18 protein-coding genes are annotated in these 23,557 nt (G+C 58.5%); all 18 read right to left on the reverse strand.

From position 1 onward, the window contains the following. Positions 1–74: 74 nt before the first annotated feature. The 18 genes from V9G17_09245 to V9G17_09330 all read right to left on the reverse strand — a co-directional run bounded on the left by V9G17_09245 (position 75) and on the right by V9G17_09330 (position 23,355). Entirely contained in the window at positions 75–1,736 is a 1,662-nt protein-coding gene (locus V9G17_09245) for an outer membrane beta-barrel protein (protein ID MEI2752776.1), read from the reverse strand. A gap of 169 nt (positions 1,737–1,905) precedes the next feature. Beyond that, on the reverse strand, positions 1,906–2,481 hold the full coding sequence (locus tag V9G17_09250; GenBank protein ID MEI2752777.1) for a winged helix-turn-helix domain-containing protein: 576 nt from the start codon (positions 2,479–2,481) through the stop codon (positions 1,906–1,908). 144 nt (positions 2,482–2,625) lie between these two features. Beyond that, positions 2,626–5,334 (reverse strand): sensor histidine kinase KdpD, encoded by a 2,709-nt coding sequence (locus V9G17_09255; protein ID MEI2752778.1) that lies wholly within the window; start codon positions 5,332–5,334, stop codon positions 2,626–2,628. Positions 5,335–5,713: 379 nt separating this feature from the next. After that, on the reverse strand, positions 5,714–6,235 hold the full coding sequence (nuoB, locus tag V9G17_09260) for an NADH-quinone oxidoreductase subunit NuoB (GenBank protein MEI2752779.1): 522 nt from the start codon (positions 6,233–6,235) through the stop codon (positions 5,714–5,716). A 77-nt stretch (positions 6,236–6,312) separates the two neighbouring features. Further along, the gene (locus tag V9G17_09265) at positions 6,313–7,905 is read right to left on the reverse strand and encodes an NADH-quinone oxidoreductase subunit C (GenBank protein ID MEI2752780.1); all 1,593 of its coding nucleotides are present in this window, start codon (positions 7,903–7,905) and stop codon (positions 6,313–6,315) included. A gap of 4 nt (positions 7,906–7,909) precedes the next feature. Continuing rightward, positions 7,910–9,442 carry a hydrogenase 4 subunit F gene (locus V9G17_09270; protein ID MEI2752781.1) on the reverse strand — a complete coding sequence of 511 codons (1,533 nt, stop codon included), beginning with the start codon at positions 9,440–9,442 and terminating at the stop codon, positions 7,910–7,912. A gap of 37 nt (positions 9,443–9,479) precedes the next feature. Continuing rightward, complete coding sequence (locus V9G17_09275; protein ID MEI2752782.1) at positions 9,480–10,145, reverse strand: hydrogenase; 666 nt, start codon at positions 10,143–10,145, stop codon at positions 9,480–9,482. A 4-nt stretch (positions 10,146–10,149) separates the two neighbouring features. Beyond that, a complete protein-coding gene (locus V9G17_09280; GenBank protein ID MEI2752783.1) occupies positions 10,150–11,106 on the reverse strand; it encodes an NADH-quinone oxidoreductase subunit H in 957 nt (318 codons plus the stop codon). Positions 11,107–11,171: 65 nt separating this feature from the next. Then, positions 11,172–13,199 carry a hydrogenase 4 subunit B gene (hyfB, locus tag V9G17_09285; protein ID MEI2752784.1) on the reverse strand — a complete coding sequence of 676 codons (2,028 nt, stop codon included), beginning with the start codon at positions 13,197–13,199 and terminating at the stop codon, positions 11,172–11,174. Positions 13,200–13,347: 148 nt separating this feature from the next. Beyond that, on the reverse strand, positions 13,348–14,277 hold the full coding sequence (locus V9G17_09290) for a carboxypeptidase-like regulatory domain-containing protein (protein ID MEI2752785.1): 930 nt from the start codon (positions 14,275–14,277) through the stop codon (positions 13,348–13,350). A 228-nt stretch (positions 14,278–14,505) separates the two neighbouring features. Continuing rightward, on the reverse strand, positions 14,506–14,793 hold the full coding sequence (locus V9G17_09295) for a hypothetical protein (protein MEI2752786.1): 288 nt from the start codon (positions 14,791–14,793) through the stop codon (positions 14,506–14,508). 130 nt (positions 14,794–14,923) lie between these two features. Next, positions 14,924–15,214, reverse strand: a complete 291-nt coding sequence (locus tag V9G17_09300) for a tetratricopeptide repeat protein (GenBank protein ID MEI2752787.1) — start codon at positions 15,212–15,214, stop codon at positions 14,924–14,926. Positions 15,215–15,998: 784 nt separating this feature from the next. Continuing rightward, positions 15,999–17,357 (reverse strand): sigma-54 dependent transcriptional regulator, encoded by a 1,359-nt coding sequence (locus tag V9G17_09305; protein ID MEI2752788.1) that lies wholly within the window; start codon positions 17,355–17,357, stop codon positions 15,999–16,001. Beyond that, on the reverse strand, positions 17,354–18,751 hold the full coding sequence (locus tag V9G17_09310; GenBank protein MEI2752789.1) for an ATP-binding protein: 1,398 nt from the start codon (positions 18,749–18,751) through the stop codon (positions 17,354–17,356). Before V9G17_09310 ends, V9G17_09305 begins: the two co-directional genes overlap by 4 nt. A gap of 108 nt (positions 18,752–18,859) precedes the next feature. Beyond that, on the reverse strand, positions 18,860–20,539 hold the full coding sequence (locus V9G17_09315; GenBank protein ID MEI2752790.1) for an ABC transporter ATP-binding protein: 1,680 nt from the start codon (positions 20,537–20,539) through the stop codon (positions 18,860–18,862). A gap of 598 nt (positions 20,540–21,137) precedes the next feature. Next, positions 21,138–21,611, reverse strand: a complete 474-nt coding sequence (locus V9G17_09320) for a DUF1566 domain-containing protein (GenBank protein MEI2752791.1) — start codon at positions 21,609–21,611, stop codon at positions 21,138–21,140. A 61-nt stretch (positions 21,612–21,672) separates the two neighbouring features. After that, positions 21,673–22,401 (reverse strand): hypothetical protein, encoded by a 729-nt coding sequence (locus V9G17_09325; protein ID MEI2752792.1) that lies wholly within the window; start codon positions 22,399–22,401, stop codon positions 21,673–21,675. A 3-nt stretch (positions 22,402–22,404) separates the two neighbouring features. Then, positions 22,405–23,355: a site-2 protease family protein gene (locus V9G17_09330; GenBank protein MEI2752793.1), complete on the reverse strand. Its 951-nt coding sequence runs from the start codon at positions 23,353–23,355 to the stop codon at positions 22,405–22,407. Between the last annotated feature and the right edge of the window lie 202 nt (positions 23,356–23,557).

Consider the following 23,557-nt stretch of genomic DNA (forward strand, 5'->3'; position numbering starts at 1 on the left):
CACCGTCCCGACCTTCTCTCCGTGAACCTCTAATCTTCTCTATGCCATGTCACGGGTGGCTTCGCACCATCCGCTTAGAACCGCAGGGTGACATCGGTTCCTACCATGAACATACCCTTCTCTGTTCCAAGTCCGAATGTCGGTCTGGTGTAATTATGATAATAACCGGCTTCCGGGCGAATCATGACGACATCGTTGAGCTGATGCGCAAGTCCGATCGTATGTGAGGAGTAGTGTCCGGCAAACCCGGACCGCATGCCACGCTCATCCCGCCACCATTCATTCCGTACCGTGATGAAATCACGGGGAGCCACCTGAATCATTGTATAGTTAAGAATACCGTAGGTCAGCGACGTGCCCGGAAGCAATGCCCCTCGCCCTCCCCCTCCGCCGAATGATTGCAATGGGCCGATACTTGGTGTGCCTCCAAGCACGGCATCGCGCTGCCACATGAAAATTCCGGCGAGTTTGCTATGAACAGTCTGGCTGAAGCGGTGTTGCCAGGTGCCTACCACATAGTTAAAGTTGTCGTGGCCTGCCGGCTGTCCATTCTCCTCAAAGTGTTGGAACTTGGCGGTGTTGATGTTGTTGAGCACAATATAGGCACTGTCATTGTTATCTTCCGAAACCCACCGCACGCCGACCATTCCCGTGGGCACTGCGCCCTTATACCAGGGAGCCATATCCGTTCCCGAGTGAATGGCGCCCTGGATCGTCCACTGTTTGTTGAGCGCCAGCGTGAGCAGTGTCCCTGTCTGCGTATAGGTGTCGAAGGTAAACTGCAGCGAGTGAGTCGCGAGATAATTGTCCGGCGCAAACTGCACTTCGATGTCGGGCGTTGCTACCCATCGTCCGACTCGAATGATCAATCCATCGGCTATCCCCGGTATATAGGTATCCATATACATTTCCGTGGGATCGAATCCATAAAGCTGATTGCGCTTGAGAAGCTGCTGGCTGAAGATGCCTCCGGCGGTCATGTACCGATAGTCGCTCCCGTACAACCCAGTCAAACGGAACCCCACGTCGACGTGATCGGTCTGTACCGTGTCTGCTTCCCGTTCCAACCGAAACACAGCCTGATTCAGGATGACCGAATTCGGAACAATCCAGTAGGAGCTCGGCATATTAGAGTTTGTCGCCGTGCTCCAATTGTAGGAACCATTGATCCAGCCGTATGCCTTAATTCTGTTGGCCCTCATGAGGTCGCCCAACGACGTGTCGCTCATGGCTTTCATCAATGGATACTCTTTGCTGTTCACAGGCACACCAATCAATGGAGACCCTTGATACTCCGAACCGGGAAACGGAGGCGAATCCCATGGAGCAGGCAAGGCACGCCGAGCCGGAGCCGGCTCGGCCTCTCCGGTTTGGGACGGCGGATTGAATTCGTTCTGGTAGGCAGTCAGCAGGCGTCGGAGAAACCACGGTCGATCTTGAGCGGAAGCTCCAAGTACGAGAGTTTCGCGTCTGCCCGGTGACGTGGAATCCTCGCCACCATTCGCCGACGACAAACTCGACTCCTGAACGGTGTTCGAGTGGGGGGCGTGAGATTCGTGAGTCGATTGAGCCTCAATAGGGTTGTACCCGGTGCCCCTCGGTTGTTGCGCCAATCCAATGACCGACAATCCCCATACGAAGACACCGATCAATCCTGCCGAAGCCCATATGCACTTCCGCATCACCATTCTTTTTCCCTTTTGTTGTCGCTGTCGGCCCTTCTTCAGTTTCGTCACGCTGTATACACCCTGAACAAGCTCCAGATGAACCATGGCACAGAGGCCGACACCATTGCACGTCACCCGTCTCGGGCTCGACGAGAAGCTACTCTATGTTATTTCGTGTCAAAACAGAATTAAAACTGAGGACGGAGGTGTAAAGAATCTGTAAAAGTCGGTGGAGCACTCATTCCGACCGGAGACGATAGCCACCCCCCAGTTCCGTCACGAGATGACGAGGCTGAGCGGGATCGGCCTCGACCTTATTCCTCAATTGACGCATATACACACGCAAATAGTGCCCCTCCTCTATATGGAGAGGCCCCCACACTTCTTTGAGCAACTGGCGATGCGTCACCACCTTCCCGGCATACCGCACGAGCGTCGTCAGCAACTTGTATTCAATCGGCGTGAAGTGGATCTCCGTCCCTGACACCAACACTTGCCTTCGCCCTAGATCGACGGTCACGTCGCCGAACGTATAGACCGGCTCGACCGCATCACCGATCGGACGATTGGCATGCCGCAACGCCACGCGCATGCGGGCCAGCAATTCATCCACGCCAAACGGTTTCGTGACGTAATCATCGGCGCCAAGATCGAAGGCCTGCACCTTGACCTGTTCTTGGTCTCGTGCGGAGAGGACGATGATCGGCATGTTCGACCAGGCACGAATGTGCTCGATCACCGCGGTACCGTTCATATCGGGAAAGCCGAGATCGAGCAGGATGATGTCCGGATTGCGAGCGGAGGCTTGCGCCAGTCACTCCGCACCGTTGGCAGCTTCGTACACTCGATAACCATAAGGCGGGAGTGTGGTGCGAAGAAATCGCCAAATTTCCGGCGCATCTTCAATGAGCAGCACCGTCATATCGGGGATCATCGTGGATAGCCTCTGTGGCAGGTCCTAGGTGGCTGCGCGATCGCGCCCGTTCGGTTCCGGTTCGACTGTCGGCTGATTGTCCTCTACCGGAAGCATGAAACGGAAACTCGAGCCGCCACCGGATCGGGCGTCCACCCAAATGCGCCCGCCATGGGATTCGATAATCCCTCGACAGATCGTCAATCCAAGTCCGACGCCGCCCTCCCGATCGGGATCGAGCTGATAAAACTTTTCAAAGATCCGCCGTTCTTCGCCGTTTGGAATACCAGGCCCTCGATCCGCGACTTCCGTCACGATCATTCCATCCTTCAACAAGGCCGTCACAGCGATGGGTGAGGCCGGAGGAGAATATTTCGCCGCATTCTCCAGCAAATTTATCAGCACTTGTTCGATCAAGATGCCATCCACGAGCACCAAAGGGAGATTGTCCGGAAATATTGTTGACACCGGACGCGTCGCGATGCGCGATTTCACTCGGGCCAACGCCGTGCCGACCACCGCCTCCAGCGCATGCCAGTCCTTGCGCAGCTGCATGGCCCCCGCTTCCAGTTTAGTCATATCGAGAAGACTCTTCAGCAATCGATCCAAGCGACCAGCCTCATCACTGATGGATCGGACCAATTCCTGTTGACTCTCAATCGACATGGGTCGGGACGTATTCAGTATTGCGCTGCTCGCTCCGACAATTGTGGCAAGCGGCGTCCGCAAATCATGGGACACTGAGCTCAACACGGCGTTCCGCATGCGCTCCGTTTCAGTTTGCACGTGGGCTTCTTGTGTTTCTTCCGCCAGACGCGCACGTTCCAACGCCAACGCCATTTGATTCGCAAAGGTCTCGAGAAGATGCAGCTGCTCCGGAGCCAACAATTCGGCGGGGCGCGACGCTCGCACCGTCAGAACACCAACCGCCCCATGAGCGCCTAATAATGGCAGATAGAGCGAATCCGACCCGGAAAGGGTATTCGTGCCATACCCCGCGGATTCCTTATGGTCGAAGACCCATTGAGAGATACCGGCCTCTTTCGGATCGAGCTCAAAATGAAGCGCATCACCCCGATGGAGATGCACCCGCCCGTCTCGATCAGGCAGAAACACCGCCACCTGGCAATGGAACACATCGTGGATATGGCGGGACGCGACAGACGCCAGCTTGTCAAGACCACGCTGAGTGATCAATTCTCTGCTCATGGCGTAGAGCGCGGCGGTTCGTTCTTCGCGAATCAAGGCCGCCTCCGCCTGGTGACTCTTGTGAGACGCGAGCCGGCTGATCAACAGCGCGACCACCAGCATCACCGCGAACGTCAGCAGATACTGCACATCGGAAACGCCAAATGAATAGTAGGGGGGGATGAAAAAGAAATCGAACGCCGCGACGCTCATCAATGAGCCCAGCGCCGAGGGCCCCCGCCCCCATCTGGTGGCGATGGCCACCACCCCGAACAGGTACACCATAATGAGGTTGGCCTGACCGAAGTCGGAGGACATGATCCAACTCAACGCCGTGCAGGCCACCACCACAGCGGCAGCATAGCCGTAGTTCCGACGCTCACTCGTCCGTTGAAGCAGTCCCTTCATGAGAGGTGTTCCGGTCCCCGCTTCACCGGTCATGACGTAGACATCAATGTCGCCGCTCCCGCGAACGAGATCGTCCACAACCGATCCGAAGAGCCATTCCTTCCAGCGTGATCGCAACGGTTTTCCGACGATGATCTTGCTGACATTGCGGCTTCTGGCATAGGCCAGCAGCTGCGCACTCACGTCGTCCCCGGTCAACGTCACCGATTCTGCGCCCATGCGCTCCGCCAACCGCAGAGTGTCCACGCCTAGGCTCCGCTCGAGATCAGGCAACCGCAGATGCTTAGAGGTCTGTACATACACGGCGATCCATCTGGCGTGGAGTCCTGTGGCCATCTTCCTGGCCGCACGAACCAACATCGGCCCCCTGGATTTCAGATTCACGCAGACTAAGATGGTTTCCGCGGCCGGCCAGGTGGCGACGACCGCATGGTCTCGGCGATACACCTCCATTTGCTGATCAACTCGCTCAGCCGTCCGACGCAACGCCATCTCGCGTAGCGCGATCAAATTACCCTTCCGAAAGAAATGTTTGGGGGGATGTTGCGCCTGCTCCGGCGGATACACCTTGCCGTCCTTGAGCCGTTGCAGGAGATCGTCCGGCGGAAGATCCACCAATTCGACGTCGTCCGCCTGTTCGAGAATGGAATCAGGTACGGTTTCGCTCACGCGAATGCCGGTGATTTGAGCCACGGCGTCATTGAGGCCTTCGATGTGCTGCACATTGACGGTGGTATAGACGTGAATGCCTGCCTGCAGGAGTTCCCTCACATCCTGCCATCGCTTGGGGTGCCTGGAGCCAGGGGCATTCGTATGCGCCAGTTCATCCATCAATAAGAGCTGCGGTTGACGAGACAGCGCGGCGTCTAAATCGAAATCACGGATCCTGGAGACCCCATAGGCCACCTCCCGGAACGGAAGAACCGGCAACCCCTCGACCAGAGCGTCCGTTTCGGTCCTGCCGTACGTCTCGACCCACCCGATCATCACGTCGATGCCGTCGGCTTGCTGCTCATGCGCCGCTCGCAGCATGGCATACGTTTTCCCGACGCCCACTGTCGCGCCGAAGAAAATCTTCAGCTTGCCGCGAGTCTGATCGGCTTCTTCGGCCTGTGCGCGCCTCAGCAGCGCATCGGGATCCGGGCGTTGGTTTTCCACGGCACTCCTGAGAAAAGAACTCTGCTAATAGCAACGAAATGATACAAGACTGCCCGAGTGAATTTTAAAAGACAGACCGGGAAGCGTCAACGAAACTCCTAGAACGCATCCACTGCGCGGCTCTTCCCTTACACCCCATATTCACGGTACCGCGCAGAAAGTAAAAACGGTGTAAAAAGGACAGGCACACGGATGTTCGAGAAAGATCGTCCCGTACGGCTGTTCACGCATGAGGGACGGATCGTTTCAGGTGACGGACAGTCGAAGCATATCCACTCGCGAGCGAGGCGCTGAAGAAGACATGTGGACGAAGCTGTGACCGCCTCTTGAGCAGATCGAAGATTTGTGGGATGAACGGAGGCGTGACTGTCTCTGGGCGCTACTGACCTGAATCCGGCCGATCTTTACGTAACGCTCGTAGCACCGCGAGGATTTCCGCCGGACGCGGAGGGCAGCCGGGGATACGCACATCGACGGGGATATGCCGATCCACCGGGCCCGTCACCGCATAACTGCCTTTGAACATGCCGCAATTCACCGCACAGTCTCCCAACGCGATGACGAGCTTAGGATCGGCCGTCGCCTTGTAGACATCCTTTAAGGCTCGCTCCATATTGACCGTCACCGGACCGGTCACGACCAGCGCATCGGCATGCCGCGGCGACGCCGCAATATGAACCCCGAACCGCTCCACGTCGTACACGGGATTAGCCAGCGCATTCATTTCCATTTCACAGGCATTACACGAGCCCGTATCGACTTCGCGAATCGTCAGCGAACGCCGGAACGGCTTGGCCTTGTCGATGGCTTCCTGGCTCACCGGCTCGGACGGTTCAGCCCCGGCCGGATGTTGCCCCGTCACGACACCGGTCTGAAGACTTTTTTTGAGGATTCGAAACATGGCTCCTCCCTGGCCGTCAGCCAGCAGTTCTCAGCTCAGAGCCGGCTGCTGAGAGCCGATCGCTGAATGCTAGATTTTCACAAATCGTTTCCGGCATACGACAAATTGAAACTCTTGTTGATCAACGGAAAGTCCGGCACGATATTGCCGGGCGCCGCCCATTGGATCGCCGGCCAATTGACAAAAGACGGGTCACGCACTTTGCAGCGATGAATCCGCCCTGCTTCTCCTGCCATGACGACATAGAGAATCTCGCCGCGCCATCCTTCGACCGCCGACAACGCCCATTCTCCCGGCTGTGGTTGATGCGTCGGCTGAGTCACGAGCCGGCCCAGTGGGAGGCAACGGCGAGCCTCGCGGATGAGGCGCATCGACTCATGGATCTCATCCAGCCGTACCCGCATCCTGGCACGAACATCGCCATACCGGTAGAGCGCCACTTTCGGCTGCAGTGCGTCGTACGCGGCGAAGGGCCGGTCACGACGAAGGTCCCGATCCATACCGGAGGCCCGACCGACGACACCGATCACCGCATGGTCCCAAGCCATATTTTCCGTCAGGATGCCCGTGTTTTCCAGCCGTTCCGTCAATGACGCGTTCGCGAGCACAATCTTTTCAATCGCCGAAAAATCCTGTTCAAGGGCATTCAGCTCCACCTCGACCTGCGCGAGCTGCAGGCTGGAAAGATCCAGCGTCACTCCGCCGATGCAATTGACGCCACGCAAAAACCGTGACCCGGTCAGGCGATCATTCAGTTGCATGAGTTGCTCTTTCATCCGGCCACAATGGGCATGGGCAAGGGCATAGGCGGTGTCATTGCAGATGGCGCCCACATCGCCGATGTGATTGTGCAACCGCTCCAGCTCCAGAAAGAGCGTCCGTAGATATCGGGCGCGGGACGACACCTCCACGCCCTGCAAGGTCTCGACGGCCTGACAATAGGCCAGGCTATGACCGACGCTTGTATCGCCGGAGACCCGTTCGGACAAGGGGACCGCTTCGGTCAGCTGCTGCTGCTCGAACAGTTTCTCAAGACCGCGATGTTTCCAGAAATGACGCACTTCGAGTTGCATGATGGGCTCGCCGGCCACCGAAAACCGGAAATGCCCCGGCTCAATGATGCCTGCATGGATGGGCCCGACGGGGACCTCAAACACTCCCTCACCGTGAATTTTTCGGAAAGCATACTCCCCTTGCACCCGCCCCAACACCCGATCCCAGGGGAAATCTTTTTTCAGCGGGTGGGCCCCTTTCGGCCAATGTTCATGACGCACGAGCCGACGCATATCCGGATGGCCGACCGGAATCAGCCCGAACAGATCTCGGATCTCTCGCTCGTACCACTTGGCCGCATGGAGATGGGGTGTGATCGACGGAAACTCCCGCTCCTCGTCATGAAGATCCGTCGCCAGCAGCAGCCAATCTTTGCGTTCCGCCAACGTGAAGAGATAACAGAGCTCGTAGCGCGCCTCGCGAGGACGATGATCGACCGCCCAGAGCAGCGACAACGATCCTCGTAGACTCGGATTCGTGTGCAGAAAATGAGCGATCGTGGGGAGCCCCTGCTTCTTCACCCGGAGCATCGGGATACCGTGAACGGCGCACACCTCCGTAATGGCCTGCGTAAACGCTGCCTGCACCTGCTCGACTGCCGGACGTGCGTCGATCATAGGATCACCTCACCACAATCACGTTGACGGCCCGAGTCAGCAATGTCTGAATCGGCTCGGGAAGGACGAATCCCAGCCCCAACAACGCCACGATCATGATCATCAACGGCACATGGCCGACCGTCCACGATTCTCCCTGCGCGACACCGGCCGGAGGAGTGCCCCATACCATGGCCCCGATACGAAACATGAAGCCACCGAACAGTACGACGGCGAAAAAGAGAAACAGTGCGACGATGCCGAGACTTCGCATCTCGTCAGAAATCGTCATCGTGACAAATCGTCCGACATGCATCGTATCGGAGGAAAAATCCTGCGCCGCGACTGCCGACACAACCAAGAGTTCGCTGACAAACGGCGAGAAGGGAGGCAACCCGACCAGCGCGCAACCGGCCACGAGAATCGCCACGGCGGTAATCGGCTGCGCACGCGCCAGCCCTCGCACCCCGTCGATTTCCAAGGTGTCGAATCGACGGTGGATATTGCCGGCGACAAAAAATGCCAGCGCTTTGGCCACCGCGTGATTGAGCAAATGAAAGAGGCCCCCGAAGGTCCCGATCATCCCGCCCACCCCGAAGCCGATCATGGCCAACCCCATATGTTCGATACTCGAATAGGCAAACAGCCGCTTATAGTTATGCTGGATCAGGATGAACAGGGACGCCACAATGAACGACAGTAGCCCGAAGGTGAGCAGCAGATTACCGGTGAACTCCGGGGGAAGCGCCTGGTCCACCAGCGCCTTGCTGCGCAGCACCGTATACACCGCGACCGTCTCCAGCACCCCGGCCAACATCGCCGCAATCGGAGCGGGCGCTTCACTGTAGGCATCGGGCAACCAGGTATGCATGGGAACCAAGCCCACCTTCGTGCCATAACCGACGAGCATGAAAATGAACGCCAGCTTGAGCACGTTCGGATCCAATTGGTTCGCCACGCCGATCAGCGCGGTCATGTTGAGCGCGGAGCTGGTATCGCCGAGGACCCGCACAGAAGAGTAATAGGTGAGCACGACTCCGAAAAGCGCGAGGGCGATGCCCACCGAACAGAGAATCAAATATTTCCAGCCTGCTTCGAGGGACTCGCGTCTACGGAAAAAGGCGATTAAGAAAGTCGTCGCCAGGGTGGTCCCCTCCAACGCCACCCACTGCACGCCGAGGCTGTTCGCCACCGTCGCTGCGACCATCGCAAACAGAAACATATGGAAGAGGAAATAAAAGTGACCGAGGCGCTTGGGGGCGATGACGCCCAGGGCGACTCGGTCGTCCATGTAGGACCACATGTACAGCGAACAGGACAAGCCGATCGCAGTGATAATCACGAGAATGAAGTCCGAGAGCGCATCCACGTAGACGAAGGCACCCAAGGTCGTGACTGATCCCTCGGCCAGCACCTGCCTCGTCAACGCCGTCTCGGCAACAGCCAGCGCCAGCATCGTCGCAAAATTCACGACGTGCAGCACCCGTGCCCGCTGGATCACCAGGCTGAGCAGTCCCGCGAGCACCGGCCCTGTCAGCAGGACGATCACCGACCACATGCAGCACCTACCCGCGGGACATCCGTCATCGAGGAATTCATTCCTTCAGCACCGTGAGCGTGCTGGTGTCCACGCTATCGAACGTATCCTGTAGCCGATGCGTGTAAATCCCGACGATCAGCCCGGCCACCAACACATCAAAGAACACACCCAATTCAACGATCAGCGGCATACCGTACGCGGCGGCCGTTGCGCCTAGGAACACCCCGTTTTCCATGACCAGGAAGCCGACCATCTGCGTAATCGCTTTCTGCCGGGCAATCATGGTGAAAAATCCGATCAAAATAATGGCCAGCGCAATGGCCAGGGAATCGCGCGTCAGCAGGTATCCGAGCGGAATGATGGGCTGCGTGATAAAGAAGGCGATGATCACCAACGCGCCGCAGATCAGCAGGCCCGCCGGAATGTTGATGTTCATCCCGAGTTCCCGGGACACATTTAATCGTTCGATGACCTTCCTGAGAATGCGAGGCAGGACGATCACTTTGATGACGACCGTTAAGGCTGCCGCGAAGTATATGTGCTTGTGCCCGGTCAGAAATGCGACGAGTGCGGCCGTCGCCGCCAGGAACGCCGACTGCACCGCAAAGAGATCCACGCAGGCGGAGAGTCGACGCTGCGCCACAATGGCAAAACAACAGAGCAACAACAGGACCGAGCAGAGGTCGACGAGTTGGGAGCCCAATTGGGTCGAAGCTGGCACCGTCTTACCTTTTTAATGTGTAAAAAAACACCAGCGCGAGCAACGATAGGATGAAAGCCGCGCCCAACATTTCCGGCACCCGGAACAACCGTAGCTTCGCGAACATCGATTCGATCACGCCGATCACAATGGCCAGGCCAGCCACTTTTCCGAGATACACCAGAAGACCGACGGCGATCGCCGATGGCGCCAGGCTCGTCGCGATGCCCCACGGGGCGAAGACATTCACGATCAGGGTCAAGAACACCAGCAACTTGATCCCGGCCGCCCATTCCATCAACGCCAGGTACCGCCCGGAATATTCGAGCAACATGGCCTCGTGGATCATCGTCAGCTCCAGGTGCGTTGCGGGGTTGTCCACCGGGACACGGCCCGTTTCCGCCAGCGTCACCATGAACAAGGCGGCCAACGCCATCAAATGCGCGGGCGGAGCCACGGCCATTCCTTCCATCAAGGCCGATTGGTGAACGATGGTGCTCAAATTTGTGGAGCCGGCTGTCAGTGCAATGGAGAGGATGGACAACATCATAGCCGGCTCGGCCAACGTCGCCACGATCGCCTCTCGGCTGCTGCCCATTCCGCCGAACGCCGACCCCGCATCGAGTCCGGCCAGAATCAGGAAGAAGGTCCCCAACGCCAGCAAATACACGAGCGCGATGATGTTCCCCGCAAAGTTCAACGGCGTGTGCGAAACAAACACCGGCATCAGCAGCCCCGCGGCCACCGTCGAGGCAAAGACGATGTACGGCGCCGCAGTAAAAATCCACGAGGTCGTCGAAGAGATCACCGGCTGCTTCCGAAAGAGCTTGGCCAGATCCGCATAGGGCTGGAAGAGACTCGCCCCACGTCGGCACTGCAGGCGTGCCTTCACCTTTCGGATCAGTCCAACGACCAACGGAGAGAAGGTCAACAACAGCGCCAGTTGAACGACGACCAAGAAGATGTGAACGATCGACTGCATGGTCCCCCGCCACTCACGGCTCGAACACCCGGACGCGACCTACGCGCGTGTGCTCTCGCCGCTCCCTACCCCGCCCATAACAACAACAGCACCAAGGTCACGAAAATGTAGGTCAGATACAGATGGAGGCTGCCGGCCTGAATAATGCGCAGGCGGTCCGCTGTCGCCAGCAGAAAGGCCACCACCGGCCGGTAGAGGTATTTCTCGAAGACCGGCTCAATGTGGGACTCGAACCGCTGATGCTTGATGAAATACTTCGATTGCTCCTGAAACTCCCGCTCCAGCTTCACCGTCGGCTGGTAGATGGTTTCAAAGACCTGCTTGATCGGTTGCGCAAAGCCGGTCGCGGTGTATTCCATGCGAGGCGTTAGATTCAGCCCGCACCCCCAGGTCTTGTAATAGCGCGCGTGCAATCCCTTTCCAAAATGCCGCGCCATCAGCAGACCCAACCCTCCTGCTCCGACCAGCAGCATGGCCAACACCGGCGTCGAGATGCTGGAAAACTCCACCGTCACCGGCGCCACGACCCAGCCGTCGAGCGCCAGCACCTCCTCACTGATGGCGACGCCCGTCAATGGAGCCGTGACCCGATCCAACAACGGGACGACCAACATAGGCGCCAACCCTAACACCACGCAGGCGCCTGCCAACAGGCCCATGCCCACCCGCATCGACCGGGGCACTTCCGTGGCCTGACGAGCATGGGTGCTGCGTGGCTGTGCCAGAAACGACATCCCGAAAGCCTTTGCAAAACACGCCAGCGCCAGCGCACCCGTCAGCGCCAGCATCGCGGCGGCAATCGGCAGCATCAACTTGAGAAACAGGGTGGGCAGCTGAAAGCTGAGAAACAGACTCTGAAAAACCAGCCACTCACTGACAAACCCGTTGGTGGGCGGAAGCGCCGCAATGGAGACGGCGCCGACCAGGAAAAAGGCCCCCGTCCAAGGCATGCGCCGAAGCAAGCCGCCATACTCCTCGATGTTCCTCGTGTGAGTGGCGAACTGCACCGCTCCGGCACCCAGAAACAACAGCGCCTTGAACACCGCGTGATTCAGGGTGTGATACAGACCGGCCAGCAATCCGAGCGCGGCCAGTTCATGCAAGCCATAGGTATGGAAGATCATCCCCGCGCCGATTCCCAGCAGAATGATCCCGATGTTCTCCACGCTGTGAAACGCCAGCAGGCTCTTCAGGTCATGTTCCATCAAGGCATACATGACGCCCAACAGCGCCGAGACTGTGCCGGCGACCAATAACGTGAAGCCCCACCACCAGGGAAATTCCCCCCCCATGAAATCGAAGCACACCCGGATCAATCCATAGATGGCGGTCTTAATCATGACTCCCGACATCAAGGCTGAGATGTGGGACGGGGCGGCGGGGTGCGCATAGGGCAGCCATACATGCAGCGGGACGATACCGGCCTTCGCGCCGAATCCGATCAACGTCGTGAAGAACGCGATCGATCGCAATCCCTCGGTAAGCTGCTGATCGTGGTGGCGAAACGCCTCGAAGGAGAAGGAGCCGGTTTCCTGAAAAAAGATCAAAAACGTCAGGATGATAAAAGCGGTCCCGACGTGCGTCATGATGAGATAGAACAACCCGGCCTCCCGGACACCGGGTTTCTCGTGCTCCGTCACCACCAGCACATAGGACAGCAGGGACATGACTTCCCAGAGGATCAGGAAGAAAAACCCATTGTCGGCCAGGACGACCAGGGTCATGGAGAGCAAGAATCCGTTCAGGAGAGAGCCCAACAATCCCACCGAGACGCGGCCGGAGAATTCGCCGACGTAGCCGAACGCGTAGATCGACGCGGCCAACCCCACCAGCGAGATGGTCAGGACGAAGAACGCCGCCAGCGGATCCAGGCGAAGGGCGAAGGTCAGGTGGGGAATGTTGGACTCGAGTGCGAGAGTCAGAGGAGCCGTTGCCAGCATCCCTGTGAGGCCTAGGACAATGCCGACACATCCCGCCCCCGCCGCAAACCCGTGTGCGACGAGGTTCTGAATCCTCGCCTTGCCAGGAAAACAGAGAGGAAGGATGGCGCCCGCCATGTAGATCGTCAACAGGCCGACGAGTAGAACGATCATCGTTGCAGTAAGAACCTCAAAGCGTATCCCCCGTCACCGGATACATTCAGCCTTCACCGGCCGGCACGATCGTCCTTGGCCATGCGTCGACCGCAGCATCGCTCTCAGCGACTGACCGTTGACGATGGACCTGTGCCGTCCTCCCGTTTTAGTGCTCCTGCTTGTGGATCATCGGGTCGATTTCTTGCTTTGTTTCCTCAAGCACGTTGTAGCGATTGTACGGATGCTCCATCACCTCGTTGGCATAGAGCCGCCCCGTCGGGGCCGGGACCACGATATTCGCCTCCACCGCCCCCTTCGGACCGATCGTGACGGTTTGCTCGGTCGCGGTACGAATGTACGGATGCCAGACCACCAGCTGGTAGGTCCCGGGGGGCACATCGGTCAAGGTGAACCGGCCCTGTTCATCCGTCTTGGCAAAGTAGGGATTGGTGACAGCCAGTCCCCAACTCTCCATATACGCATGGAAGCCGCATTGCATGACGAAGATCCGGCGGCCTTTGCTGAGTTTCACCAACTCTTTCATCGGCGGACCGGCCATGTGTTTGTGATACATCCCGGCATCGCTGCGATCCTTGAGGTTACGGGGGTGCGCCGGATTCATCGGCAGCGGCACATTAAACAGCACCCGCGCACCCAGACGCGACGTTTCATAGGCTTGGATGTCGTGCATGACCGGGTCCATGTTAACGACCGTGACCGATTGATCGTCACGCACGACGGTGGTGAACGGTTCGAACAGGCAATCTTTTGCGTCGATTTGCGGCACGCCCCCTTCGTGGAAGGGTTTGCCCTTGTCGATCCCTTCAAGATAGACCACGACGTCGCGAAACTCGCCCGCAGGCCCGACCTGAAATGGCTGCAGAATGCGCCACCCTTGCCCGTCCGAAATGCGCCCGCAATAAAATTGGTCCGGCAAGGTTGTGAGGTTGTAGCCTTTCGGCTTGGGAACCGTTCCCTCCAGCATGACCGTCCCCGTGAGGGTACCGCCGTCCGTCACTGTCGTTCCCTCGTAGGCCTGCGCGGGGCAATTCACCCCAGCCAGCACAGCACACATGACCGCCACTAGATATCGCATGACATATCCTCTTTTGCTGAAGGTAGATATCAGGTTTGTCACCCGAAGCCCGACGAACAATGCGCGTGTTTCTATCAATGAACCGAATCCACAATGCGCTGAATGGTATTCGTGGTCAAGTCCCTGATCAGAATGTGCGCCGCCTCGCCGAGGCTCACGGTGTCCCGCCACGTGCCTTCGCGGGTCCCACAGACACACGCTGCAGAAGCCGTCTCGATTTCATTCTCGCTAGACGGGATATCGTCGTTGCACCGGAACGGCGGCCCGCGCATGCATCCATCGAACGGCGCAACCATTGATGAAAAAACGATCGTACACCGCCGTCAAAAAATCATGCCCTCTCCCAGGAGGAACCAATCGACCGTCCCACCCCCTGACTCCCTGATGAAGCAACGCACTCAACCCGGCATTACTACTCAAGACCACCCGGCTGGCAGGATCGATCCAGATGAGCGCGGTCGCACCGCGCAGGTATTGCACCACCACGACGCCTGTATCGTTCACAATAGGCTTCACGCTCCTTGTTCCTCTCCGTTCACCATTTTGACCAGACCATTGCCGCCCACGCCGCGTACGCTTCCGGTCAACTCATCGCCCCTGCCGTGAGTCCATTCGATCGCGTGCCACCACGTCGGCCGGCGCGCGCTTAGCTAGGCGACTGTAACGGACGGCCTGCCTGCTGACGACAGCGCGCCACTCCTTCGCGCGCCTTGAGGCTGTTCGGATCACGGGTCAGCAGCGTTTGCCAATGGGACAAGGCCTCCTCCGGTTGCTCCAACCGCTCCAATAACGTCGCTAATTCGCACCGCGCCCCGACATCGGTCGGACACACGGTCAGCGCATCTTGCAGGCGCCCGATTCGCCCGAGCCATTCCTCGCTCGAGACGGAGTGCAAGGAAGCTTGTGATTTTGCGGAACGTGCACCGTTCGCCGACATGCGCAGACTCCTATATGGCTGTATAATCGACTTCCCGCTCTGTCAGGCACGTTCCATCGGCGAGTCACAGGCCCCTCGGCGATCCATTCCGCATTCCACTTGCGCCTCCCGGCGACAGGCTTCTGTGAGCGGATTGCGCGCCCTCAGGAAAGCGGGTCCTGGAAAAGCGCAACAAGGGCCATCACGATGACCGAGAGGACGGAAACCGTAAGCGCTGTTTCTGAAACCCCGGCAGCCGCAAACCCTACGAGACACCCGCCGGCCAGGATCTTCTCGAACAGAGGAACTTTGTCGGGACTTCTATTCGACACCACTCCCTCCATCCACGGAAATCGATCCCCTGAACATCAGCCACAGCACCTGCCTTGCGAGTGTTTGCGCTCCTCGCCTCGCAGGAGCACATAATCGCGTCACTCGCCACGTCTACTTGCTGTGCAGTCCCGAATGCTCCATGGGCATTTGCACGAGGCATGCCGAGAGCCAACACCGCCCTTCTAAGGGCGTTACTCCATCAGAAAGTGGTTATTTATGCTCTCTTTGCTGAACTGCCCTGCCTCGGACCGACGTATGCACGCTCTCGGCGTGCAAGAATTGCAGGTGTTGGCCGGATACTCAGGATACCGAGGAAGAGGAGCTGCACTTCTTGCAGAGTGCGGGACAGATGCGGGAGGTACACGCGGCAACCACGCCTTCACCCGACAGAGAGGCCACTACCGCGAGAGTCTGAACATCCCGGCGGGCAGACGAGTAGGGGGGCACGGTCATGAGAGAACGGAGGCGAGGCTTAGCCGCGGATACCGTATTCTTTGATCTTGTACTGCAACGCGCGAAGACTGATGCCAAGAAGTTTCGCCGCTTTTTCGCGATGATTCGTGACTTCAGCCAAGGTTCGTTGAATGACATCCCGTTCGATCTGCTCCAATGACATCCCCAGCGTCACGAGCATCGTACGGGCATCCTCCTTACTGGCTTGGATCTCTTCGGGAAGATGTTCGGATTGAATGGTGGCATCCTTTACTGTCACCACTAGCCGCTCCATGAGATTCCGGAGCTGGCGAATATTCCCGGGCCACGCATAGAGACGAAGCGACCGCATCGCATCGCGCGACACCTCCTTTGGTTCACGGCGATATTGGGCCGAGAACGCGGTCAAAAACTGAATCACGAGCAGCGGGATATCCTCGGAGCGCGCACGCAACGGCGGCAGGTGGATCGGAACGACATTGAGTCGATAGTAGAGGTCCTCGCGAAAATCGCCCTGCTTGACAGCCTCCTCCAGATTGCGGTTCGTGGCGGCAATGATCCGAGCATCGACGCTAATCACCTTCGTTCCACCCAGGCGCCTGAATTCCTTTGTCTCCAACACGCGCAGAAAATCCACCTGTGATTTCAGCGACAGCTCGCCCACCTCATCCAGCAGCAGCGTACCTTCATGCGCGAGCTCGAATCGCCCCAACTTCGTCGTCATCGCCCCGGTAAACGCGCCCTTGTCGTAGCCGAACAGTTCGCTTTCAAACAGATTCTCCGGCAACGCACCACAGTTCAGCGTGATGAACGGTCCATTCGCGCGAGCACTCCGATGATGGATGGCCCGGGCGACCAGCTCCTTCCCCGTGCCGCTTTCTCCCGTCAACAATACTGTGACGTCGCTCTCGGCCACCATCTCAACCAGGTCATACACGCGCCGCAGCGGCTCGCTCTCACCCACCATTTGATCGAAGCGGGTGCGTGTTTCGAGGTGGCTCCTAAGCTGCCTGTTCTCGCTCGCCAGCGCATGACGCTCAAGCGCCTTCTCCACCACGAAGGGGAACCGCTCACGATCGATGGGCTTGGTGAGGTAATCGTATGCGCCGCAGCGCATCGCTTCCACTGCCGTATCGATCGATCCATAGGCCGTCATCACCACAACTTCCGTATCCGGCCACTTTCCCTTCAGGCGTCGAAGGAACTCCATGCCGCCCATCCCCGGCATCTTCAGATCGGTCATTACGAGATCCGCGGCGGTAGCCTCAAGCTGCTCCAGGGCTTCTTCTCCCGTCCCGGCTCCGCGCACACGGTGACCTTTCTTTTCAAGCAACGTCACCAACGCGCCGCGGATATTGACCTCATCGTCTACGACGAGGATGTCGGCGCCTGGGGTCACGATGTCACCGCCACACGCTGCTGTTCATCGACCGCAACTGGAAATTGCAGCACCACTGTAGTCCCACTCCCCGGCACGCTCGACACCTGAATGGTCCCGCCATGATCCTGCATGATCCGGTAGGCGATGGCGAGGCCGAGCCCGGTTCCACTGGACTTGGTCGTATAGAACGGCTCGAAGAGGCGCGGCAGGTCGCCCGGCTCAATACCGATGCCCGTGTCACTCACTTCAATCACCACCCAGCGATTCCCCTCCCCTGTGCGTGGTTCCGCCGTGATACGGCATCTCCCGCCGTTGGGCATGGCGTGAAAGGCGTTGACGACGATATTGACCAATACCTGGCTGATTTGTGTCTCGTCGCCCAACACCGGAGGAATATCCAAGCCCACGTGTTGCTCCAGATCGATCCGGCGCTCCTCCGCTTCGAACTGCATGAGCGCCATGATGTGCGCCATCAGGGCAGGCAAATCAACCGCATGGAGGCCGATGACACCGGGCCGCGCAAATTTCATGAAATTGTCGAGAATCACCGAGAGACGCCGGCACTCGGCATTCAACACCTGAAGATAATGCGCGGCATGTTTCGCCGCTCCCCCTTGCTCCGTGAATTCTTCTTCAAGGAGATGCAGATTCAAATCGATGGCACTCAGCGGATTGCGCAACTCATGCGCCACCCCGGCAGACAAGGTATGCAACGCCGCCAGCTTTTCGGCAACCCGGACTCTCCGTTCAAGAGCCAACCATTCCGTCACATCCTGCGCCTGAAGGATCACGCCGGCCGATTGCCCCTCATCACCGGTCAATTCAGCGGTGCTGACGCGGATAGTATGTGGTGTACGATCGCGATGTTCATAAGGCAGATCCCGCTGACTCATGTAGACATGCGACCGCAACGCCGCATCGAGCGCCCCGCGAATAGGATTTCCCTCCGTAAACACCAATTCGTACGAATAGCCCAGCATGTCGATCGACGCACGCTTCAGGACCGTTTCCGCCGAGGGATTAATGGCCGTAATAATGCCCCGACGATTCAACGTCAGCACGCCGGTCGGAATGCTCTGGAGAATGTGGCGCGCCAGCCCTTTCACTTCTTCCAGGGTTCGAATGGTGCTGTCATAGTGCAGAAACGTGATGACCGCGGTGATCCCGATCGCGCTCACCAGAAAGACAATGAGGGCGACCAGCATCAAATCGCGACGCGACTGCCACAGCGCGGGAAACAAATCCGTGGGAACCGTCTTGCCTTGAGTGACGCCCTGCAGGAGCAGTTTCTCCTGCTCCAGACTGAAGAGCAGAATGACCGCCACGACCAACGCCAACATCAGCAGGACGGCTGCGATCAACCGATAGGGAGCTCTCCGGAGGAAGGCGGCTTCGGGAATTGGCCTAAACATACCTCTGTCCTACAGGAAGATTCGAGCAGGGTCGCATGCTACCACGCAGGACTGAGGCTGTATAGCCGAACGCGCGGCTGCCGGGACAGACTCAACGCCCGGCGACACTCACCCCAGCATGACGCGGCGATCGACATATTCTCCGATGGAAGGATCGTTGGTGACGAAGATCACCGACCACGCTTCCTCCTTTGAGCAAAGTCGCCGCAGCAGAATCTGCCTCAGATCCGGTTCCATGTTATGTAACGTCCCATCGAAGATGAGCAATTGCGGCCGCGTCACGATCGCACGGGCGACGAGGATGCGCAGAATCTGACTCTTCGTGAAGAGCTTTCCTCCTGCCAGAGCCTGGGTTTCCAGGCCGCGCGACCATCTATCGGCATCATCCTCCAATCCCGTAAACCTCAGCGCCCAGCGAAGGTCTTCGAATTTGACCGACGGCCGTCCGAGTGAGATATTTTCCTCCAGCGTCCCTCCGAACAACGTCAGATGCGAATCGAGGACCAGCGCACGAGCGGCATTGATCTCCTCCATGGTCATCTCGCGGAGATCCACATCGTTGAATCGAATCACCCCGGCGGTCGGGCGAGACAGACCGGCCAGCAACAGGGCGAGGGTGGATTTCCCCGTGCTGGTCGAGGAAATGACCGCCACCTTTTCTCCGGGCACCACCTCTAGATTGAACCCCTCAATGACCGGTGGGGAGTTGGGATAGGCAAACGCGGCATTTTTACACGTCACACGAAGACCGTGGATCGCGGGATCGGCCAACCGCGCGAGCGACGCCTCTTCTGTGACATCGTCTTTGGGAAGGGAGAAAACCCGTGTCAGCTCGTCGAACGAAGTCAGGATATAGGTGACGGCGTACATTCGACGCGTCACCGTATCGAGATTGAGCAGGAGTGTGCCGACAATGACTTCGGCGGCCACAAACTGCCCGAGCGTGATCTGTCCAACCGACAGCAGCCACCCGCCCATGCCGATCATGCTGCTGTGACACACCGCCTCCCAGATCACCGTGCTGACGTACTGACGCCAGGTCAACACGCCGGAGCGGGCTCGTCTCGCCGACAAGTACGAATCCAGCAGCCGATCGGTTTTACTGAGCAACAAGGGCGCGCTCTGGGTGGCCTTGAAATGCAGGCGATTTTGCGCGATATCCTGCATCCAGGTCATGAGATCGTAATGGAGTTGCGAGACCGTCTGCGTCGCTTGAACGCCTCCTCGCGCGGACATGAATTGCACCAGCCCAAACCCGCCGATCAGAAACGCGTTGTAGACGAGGAAGTTCGGATGATAGACGACTAGGATGAGCATCCCGGTCGCACCGGAAATCACCACGTTGATCAGGTCGACCAGCACAACCACCACCGCGCGCGGCAATAATTCCGCTTCTCCGAAGTAGTTCGCGTAGCTGGGCACGAACACGTCTTCCCGCACCCGAGGCAGATGTTCCGTCATGGCGATCGCGATACGGGTATAGAGACGCTGAAAAAGTATTTCCGTCGCGCTCGTCTGAAAGACCCGAAAGAACCCGATGAAGAGCAGCCCGATCAGAATGATCAATGCGAGGGTCACAATCATGACCGGCTGGATCGAAATGGCGAAGCTATTGACGAGTTCCTGAACGGTCAGAGGAACGACCAGCGAGAAGAGAGCAATGGCCAAGGCGTAGGAGACGATGAGCATGAGAATGCGCTGTTCGAGGCCGATCACAAACGCAAGCCGGGACACCTCTGCCCACAGGGTGCTGCGAACCGGCTTCAGCTGTAGATTGGGGCCAGGCATGAGAGCCTCCTAATCACGCGCATGCATTCGTCGCGAGGCGAGACAACCATCCGCACTCAGAGGACGGGCGCCACACAGACGGGTGTGTCGGTGTGGTGTCGCATGCCTACCGAGAAATCCTCTCCGTCAACGCCGGAGCCTCCTTCATTCGCATGCCCTCTCTCATTCGTGCCCAGGAATGACTGAACTCGCGCGCACAGGCGTCTCAGCCTCCCTCAGGAGCGACCACGTCTGCTGCCATCTCATTCGCTCCAGGCACGTTTCGCACAGGAGCAGCTTGCTCCACTGATCGAAAATCAGGCGAGCGTTGGTTCGAGCACATTGCTCGCAAGGATGATCCGTCTGATCCATAGATTCCGGTTCCTATCCAGATGCAGGCATGTTGAGGGACGCAATTACCCTGCCGTTTCGTCAAAGCAACTCTTGTGCCTTTCTACCCAGGCCATACAATGTATTGGATCTATACGCGGTTGACCCTATAGAAGGACCAGGCTGCATCGCCGCCGCGCTTCCCCAGCGAGCACTCCGGAGATGGCTCTGCAAAAATTGCATGCCGTGTTATCGCAGGAATGTCGTCGCGAGCGAGCGCCTACCGGGATTACTTAGGTGCGACTGCCAGCAGGCACCAGAGACGGCGCATGCCGGATTTTTGATCGGTCACCGCTTGGCCAGAGAAGAAACTTTGTTGCCAGGCGACGATGTCATCGGTGGGATGGGGTGTTGCCGTCCAATAGATGCCGGACCGAATATTGCGAAACGGATGCCCCTGCGGAAGCGAGGGATCCTGTTGATCCAAATCCACCAGCGTCTTGATTTCGTCGATGCTCGGAGCGCGCCAGCCCTGTCGGCCACCGACTGTTTTGGTGGCACAACGGGCGACTGAGCGATCCCACACATCGAAGATATAATCCGGTTCACGCTCCCAGGTCAGCCCGCTCACCACATCCTTCACCGCCTGGCCGTCCAGCTCCAGAACGAACCGTGACGTACCCTCTTCGGCTTGGACAAGCCCCGGCGTGAAACCGACACAGAGCCCGATCAGGCAGGCTGCACTTCGAACGAGCCTAGGCAAGGTGAGCATAGTCCGGCAGTGTGCCCGATGTGTCCGATCTTTTCAAGGATGGGCGCCGCAGCTACCAATCCAGTCGCCGGTATTGGCGATGCAGGAGCATTGCGCCCCAGACCAACGCGAGTACCATCAACGCCGTCCCAATGCCGTAGGACAGTTTCGCTAGACCATGATCGTACTGTAACCATCCGAGCATGGTGAGCAGATTGTTCCAATCATGCGCATCGACTTCCTTGCCGGTGAATCCGCCCAGCAGCAGAAGGTCCATTGCTCGGGCGTCGTTGATATAGGGCGCCACGTCCATGAAGTTCTCGGCCGTCCACCACAGAGCCACCGATCCGCCGAACGGATCGCGGGTCTTAAATAGAAACGTGCCCAGGCACACCAGCGGCATGAGAATTTGTCCGAGGCTGCCGCCGAGGATGGTCATGAAGCGTCCGAAGGGCATGAAGAGCACATGCCCTGCCTCATGGAATGGCAGATTCACCAGATGCAGAAACGATTCGCCCGTGTAGTTGGTCTCAAGCGGCGTGGTGATGAAGCGCCAGCCCCACAGGACGAGCCCGAACAACACCAACACCCGCCCGGCGAAATGGAACGGATTGACCGACTCCTCCGTCGTGAATAGATAATCCCTGGCGAATCTCAGCCAGGCTGCGTCACGAACCGGTGGACGCGGCCTAGCAATTGAGCCAGGCCGTGGCGCTTTGGCGAGCTTCGCAAAAACAATCCCGCAACGAACACATTCAACCCGACCGTCCTCCTGTGCCCAACCACATTTTTGACAATGCATCGATTACCGCAAAATAAACGGCTCCCAGGAAAAGGTCAGCGCAAAAATCACGAGGGCGAGCCAACCAACCAGCACACGGGTTCGCCCGAGTTCACGATGAGAATTCCGCACCGGTGGATGGGCCAATCCCATCATACCGGCCAGCCCCACCCACAAGAACCACCCCTTCCACCCCAGCCAGCCGAAGACCATGAGAATCGGGACGAGGGCGACCGCTAGGCTACGTTGCCGATCTCCCAATAACGCGTAGGCCACATGTCCCCCGTCAAGCTGACCGATGGGAAGTAGGTTGAGCGAGGTAATGAAGAGACCGAACCAAGCGGCAAACCCAATCGGATGAAGTATCACATCCGCGGTGGGAGCGAGCGGGCCGAGCACAACCCACGACGCAACCTGCAACAAGAGCGGCTCGCCGAGATGCATGCCGTAACTGGTTTGAATCGGGACCACCGTCGAGAGCCGAAGGCCCACCACCAGCGCGATGACTGCCACCACAAAGCCGGCAATCGGCCCCGCCACGCCGATATCGAACAGCGCCCGGCGATCGGTCAACGGCGCCCGCATACGGATGATGGCGCCGAACGTGCCGACGAAATGTGGCAGCCCCGGCACGAAAAGCGGCAACGAGGTCGGCACGCCATGGATACGCGACAACACATAATGACCCAGTTCATGCGTCACCAGAATACCCAGCAGAGTGGCGGCAAATGGAACACCCCGCCATAACGAGCCCGGATCATCGACGAGAAAGTTCCATGGGCCGACGAGCGGATTGGTGTTGGTTTGATAGGCTCCGGCCCAGAGGACGGTAAATACCGTGAGCAGGAACAAGAGCGCAGGCAGCATCCAGACAGAGAACTGCCGGCGTTCGTCCTCCTCCCATTCATCCTCGTCGGATGAGGAGGGAATCAGTTCGTCGGAAGACCGGCTCGGCTCCGAGTCCTCACGATTCATGCCGGGCCTCCAGGCCTACCAGATTGGTGAACAATACGTTCCACACCTCGAGAATCCAGTCCGGGAGATATCACAGATACCATAGTAACAGCCTGCAGGATGGTCAGACAGGCCGTCCGGCAAGGCCGCAGCGAGTTCAGTGGCTCGACGTACTCTGAGTCGTACGTTGAGCCTCTGAACGGTGCGAGCACGCTGCTGGCTG

It is taken from the genome of Nitrospira sp. (genome assembly GCA_037045225.1).
Taxonomy (GTDB): Bacteria; Nitrospirota; Nitrospiria; order Nitrospirales; family Nitrospiraceae; genus Nitrospira_A.

Excerpts from the sequence above, each read along its gene's own strand:
- V9G17_09325 (MEI2752792.1), bottom strand. The coding sequence starts at position 22,401 with ATGCATTGTCAAAAATGTGGTTGGGCACAGGAGGACGGTCGGGTTGAA.
- V9G17_09330 (MEI2752793.1), bottom strand. The coding sequence starts at position 23,355 with ATGAATCGTGAGGACTCGGAGCCGAGCCGGTCTTCCGACGAACTGATT.
- V9G17_09280 (MEI2752783.1), bottom strand. The coding sequence starts at position 11,106 with ATGCAGTCGATCGTTCACATCTTCTTGGTCGTCGTTCAACTGGCGCTG.
- V9G17_09315 (MEI2752790.1), bottom strand. The coding sequence starts at position 20,539 with ATGCCTGGCCCCAATCTACAGCTGAAGCCGGTTCGCAGCACCCTGTGG.
- hyfB (MEI2752784.1), bottom strand. The coding sequence starts at position 13,199 with ATGATCGTTCTACTCGTCGGCCTGTTGACGATCTACATGGCGGGCGCC.
- V9G17_09300 (MEI2752787.1), bottom strand. The coding sequence starts at position 15,214 with ATGTCGGCGAACGGTGCACGTTCCGCAAAATCACAAGCTTCCTTGCAC.
- V9G17_09265 (MEI2752780.1), bottom strand. The coding sequence starts at position 7,905 with ATGATCGACGCACGTCCGGCAGTCGAGCAGGTGCAGGCAGCGTTTACG.
- V9G17_09290 (MEI2752785.1), bottom strand. The coding sequence starts at position 14,277 with ATGCGATATCTAGTGGCGGTCATGTGTGCTGTGCTGGCTGGGGTGAAT.
- nuoB (MEI2752779.1), bottom strand. The coding sequence starts at position 6,235 with ATGTTTCGAATCCTCAAAAAAAGTCTTCAGACCGGTGTCGTGACGGGG.
- V9G17_09310 (MEI2752789.1), bottom strand. The coding sequence starts at position 18,751 with ATGTTTAGGCCAATTCCCGAAGCCGCCTTCCTCCGGAGAGCTCCCTAT.
- V9G17_09270 (MEI2752781.1), bottom strand. The coding sequence starts at position 9,442 with ATGTGGTCGGTGATCGTCCTGCTGACAGGGCCGGTGCTCGCGGGACTG.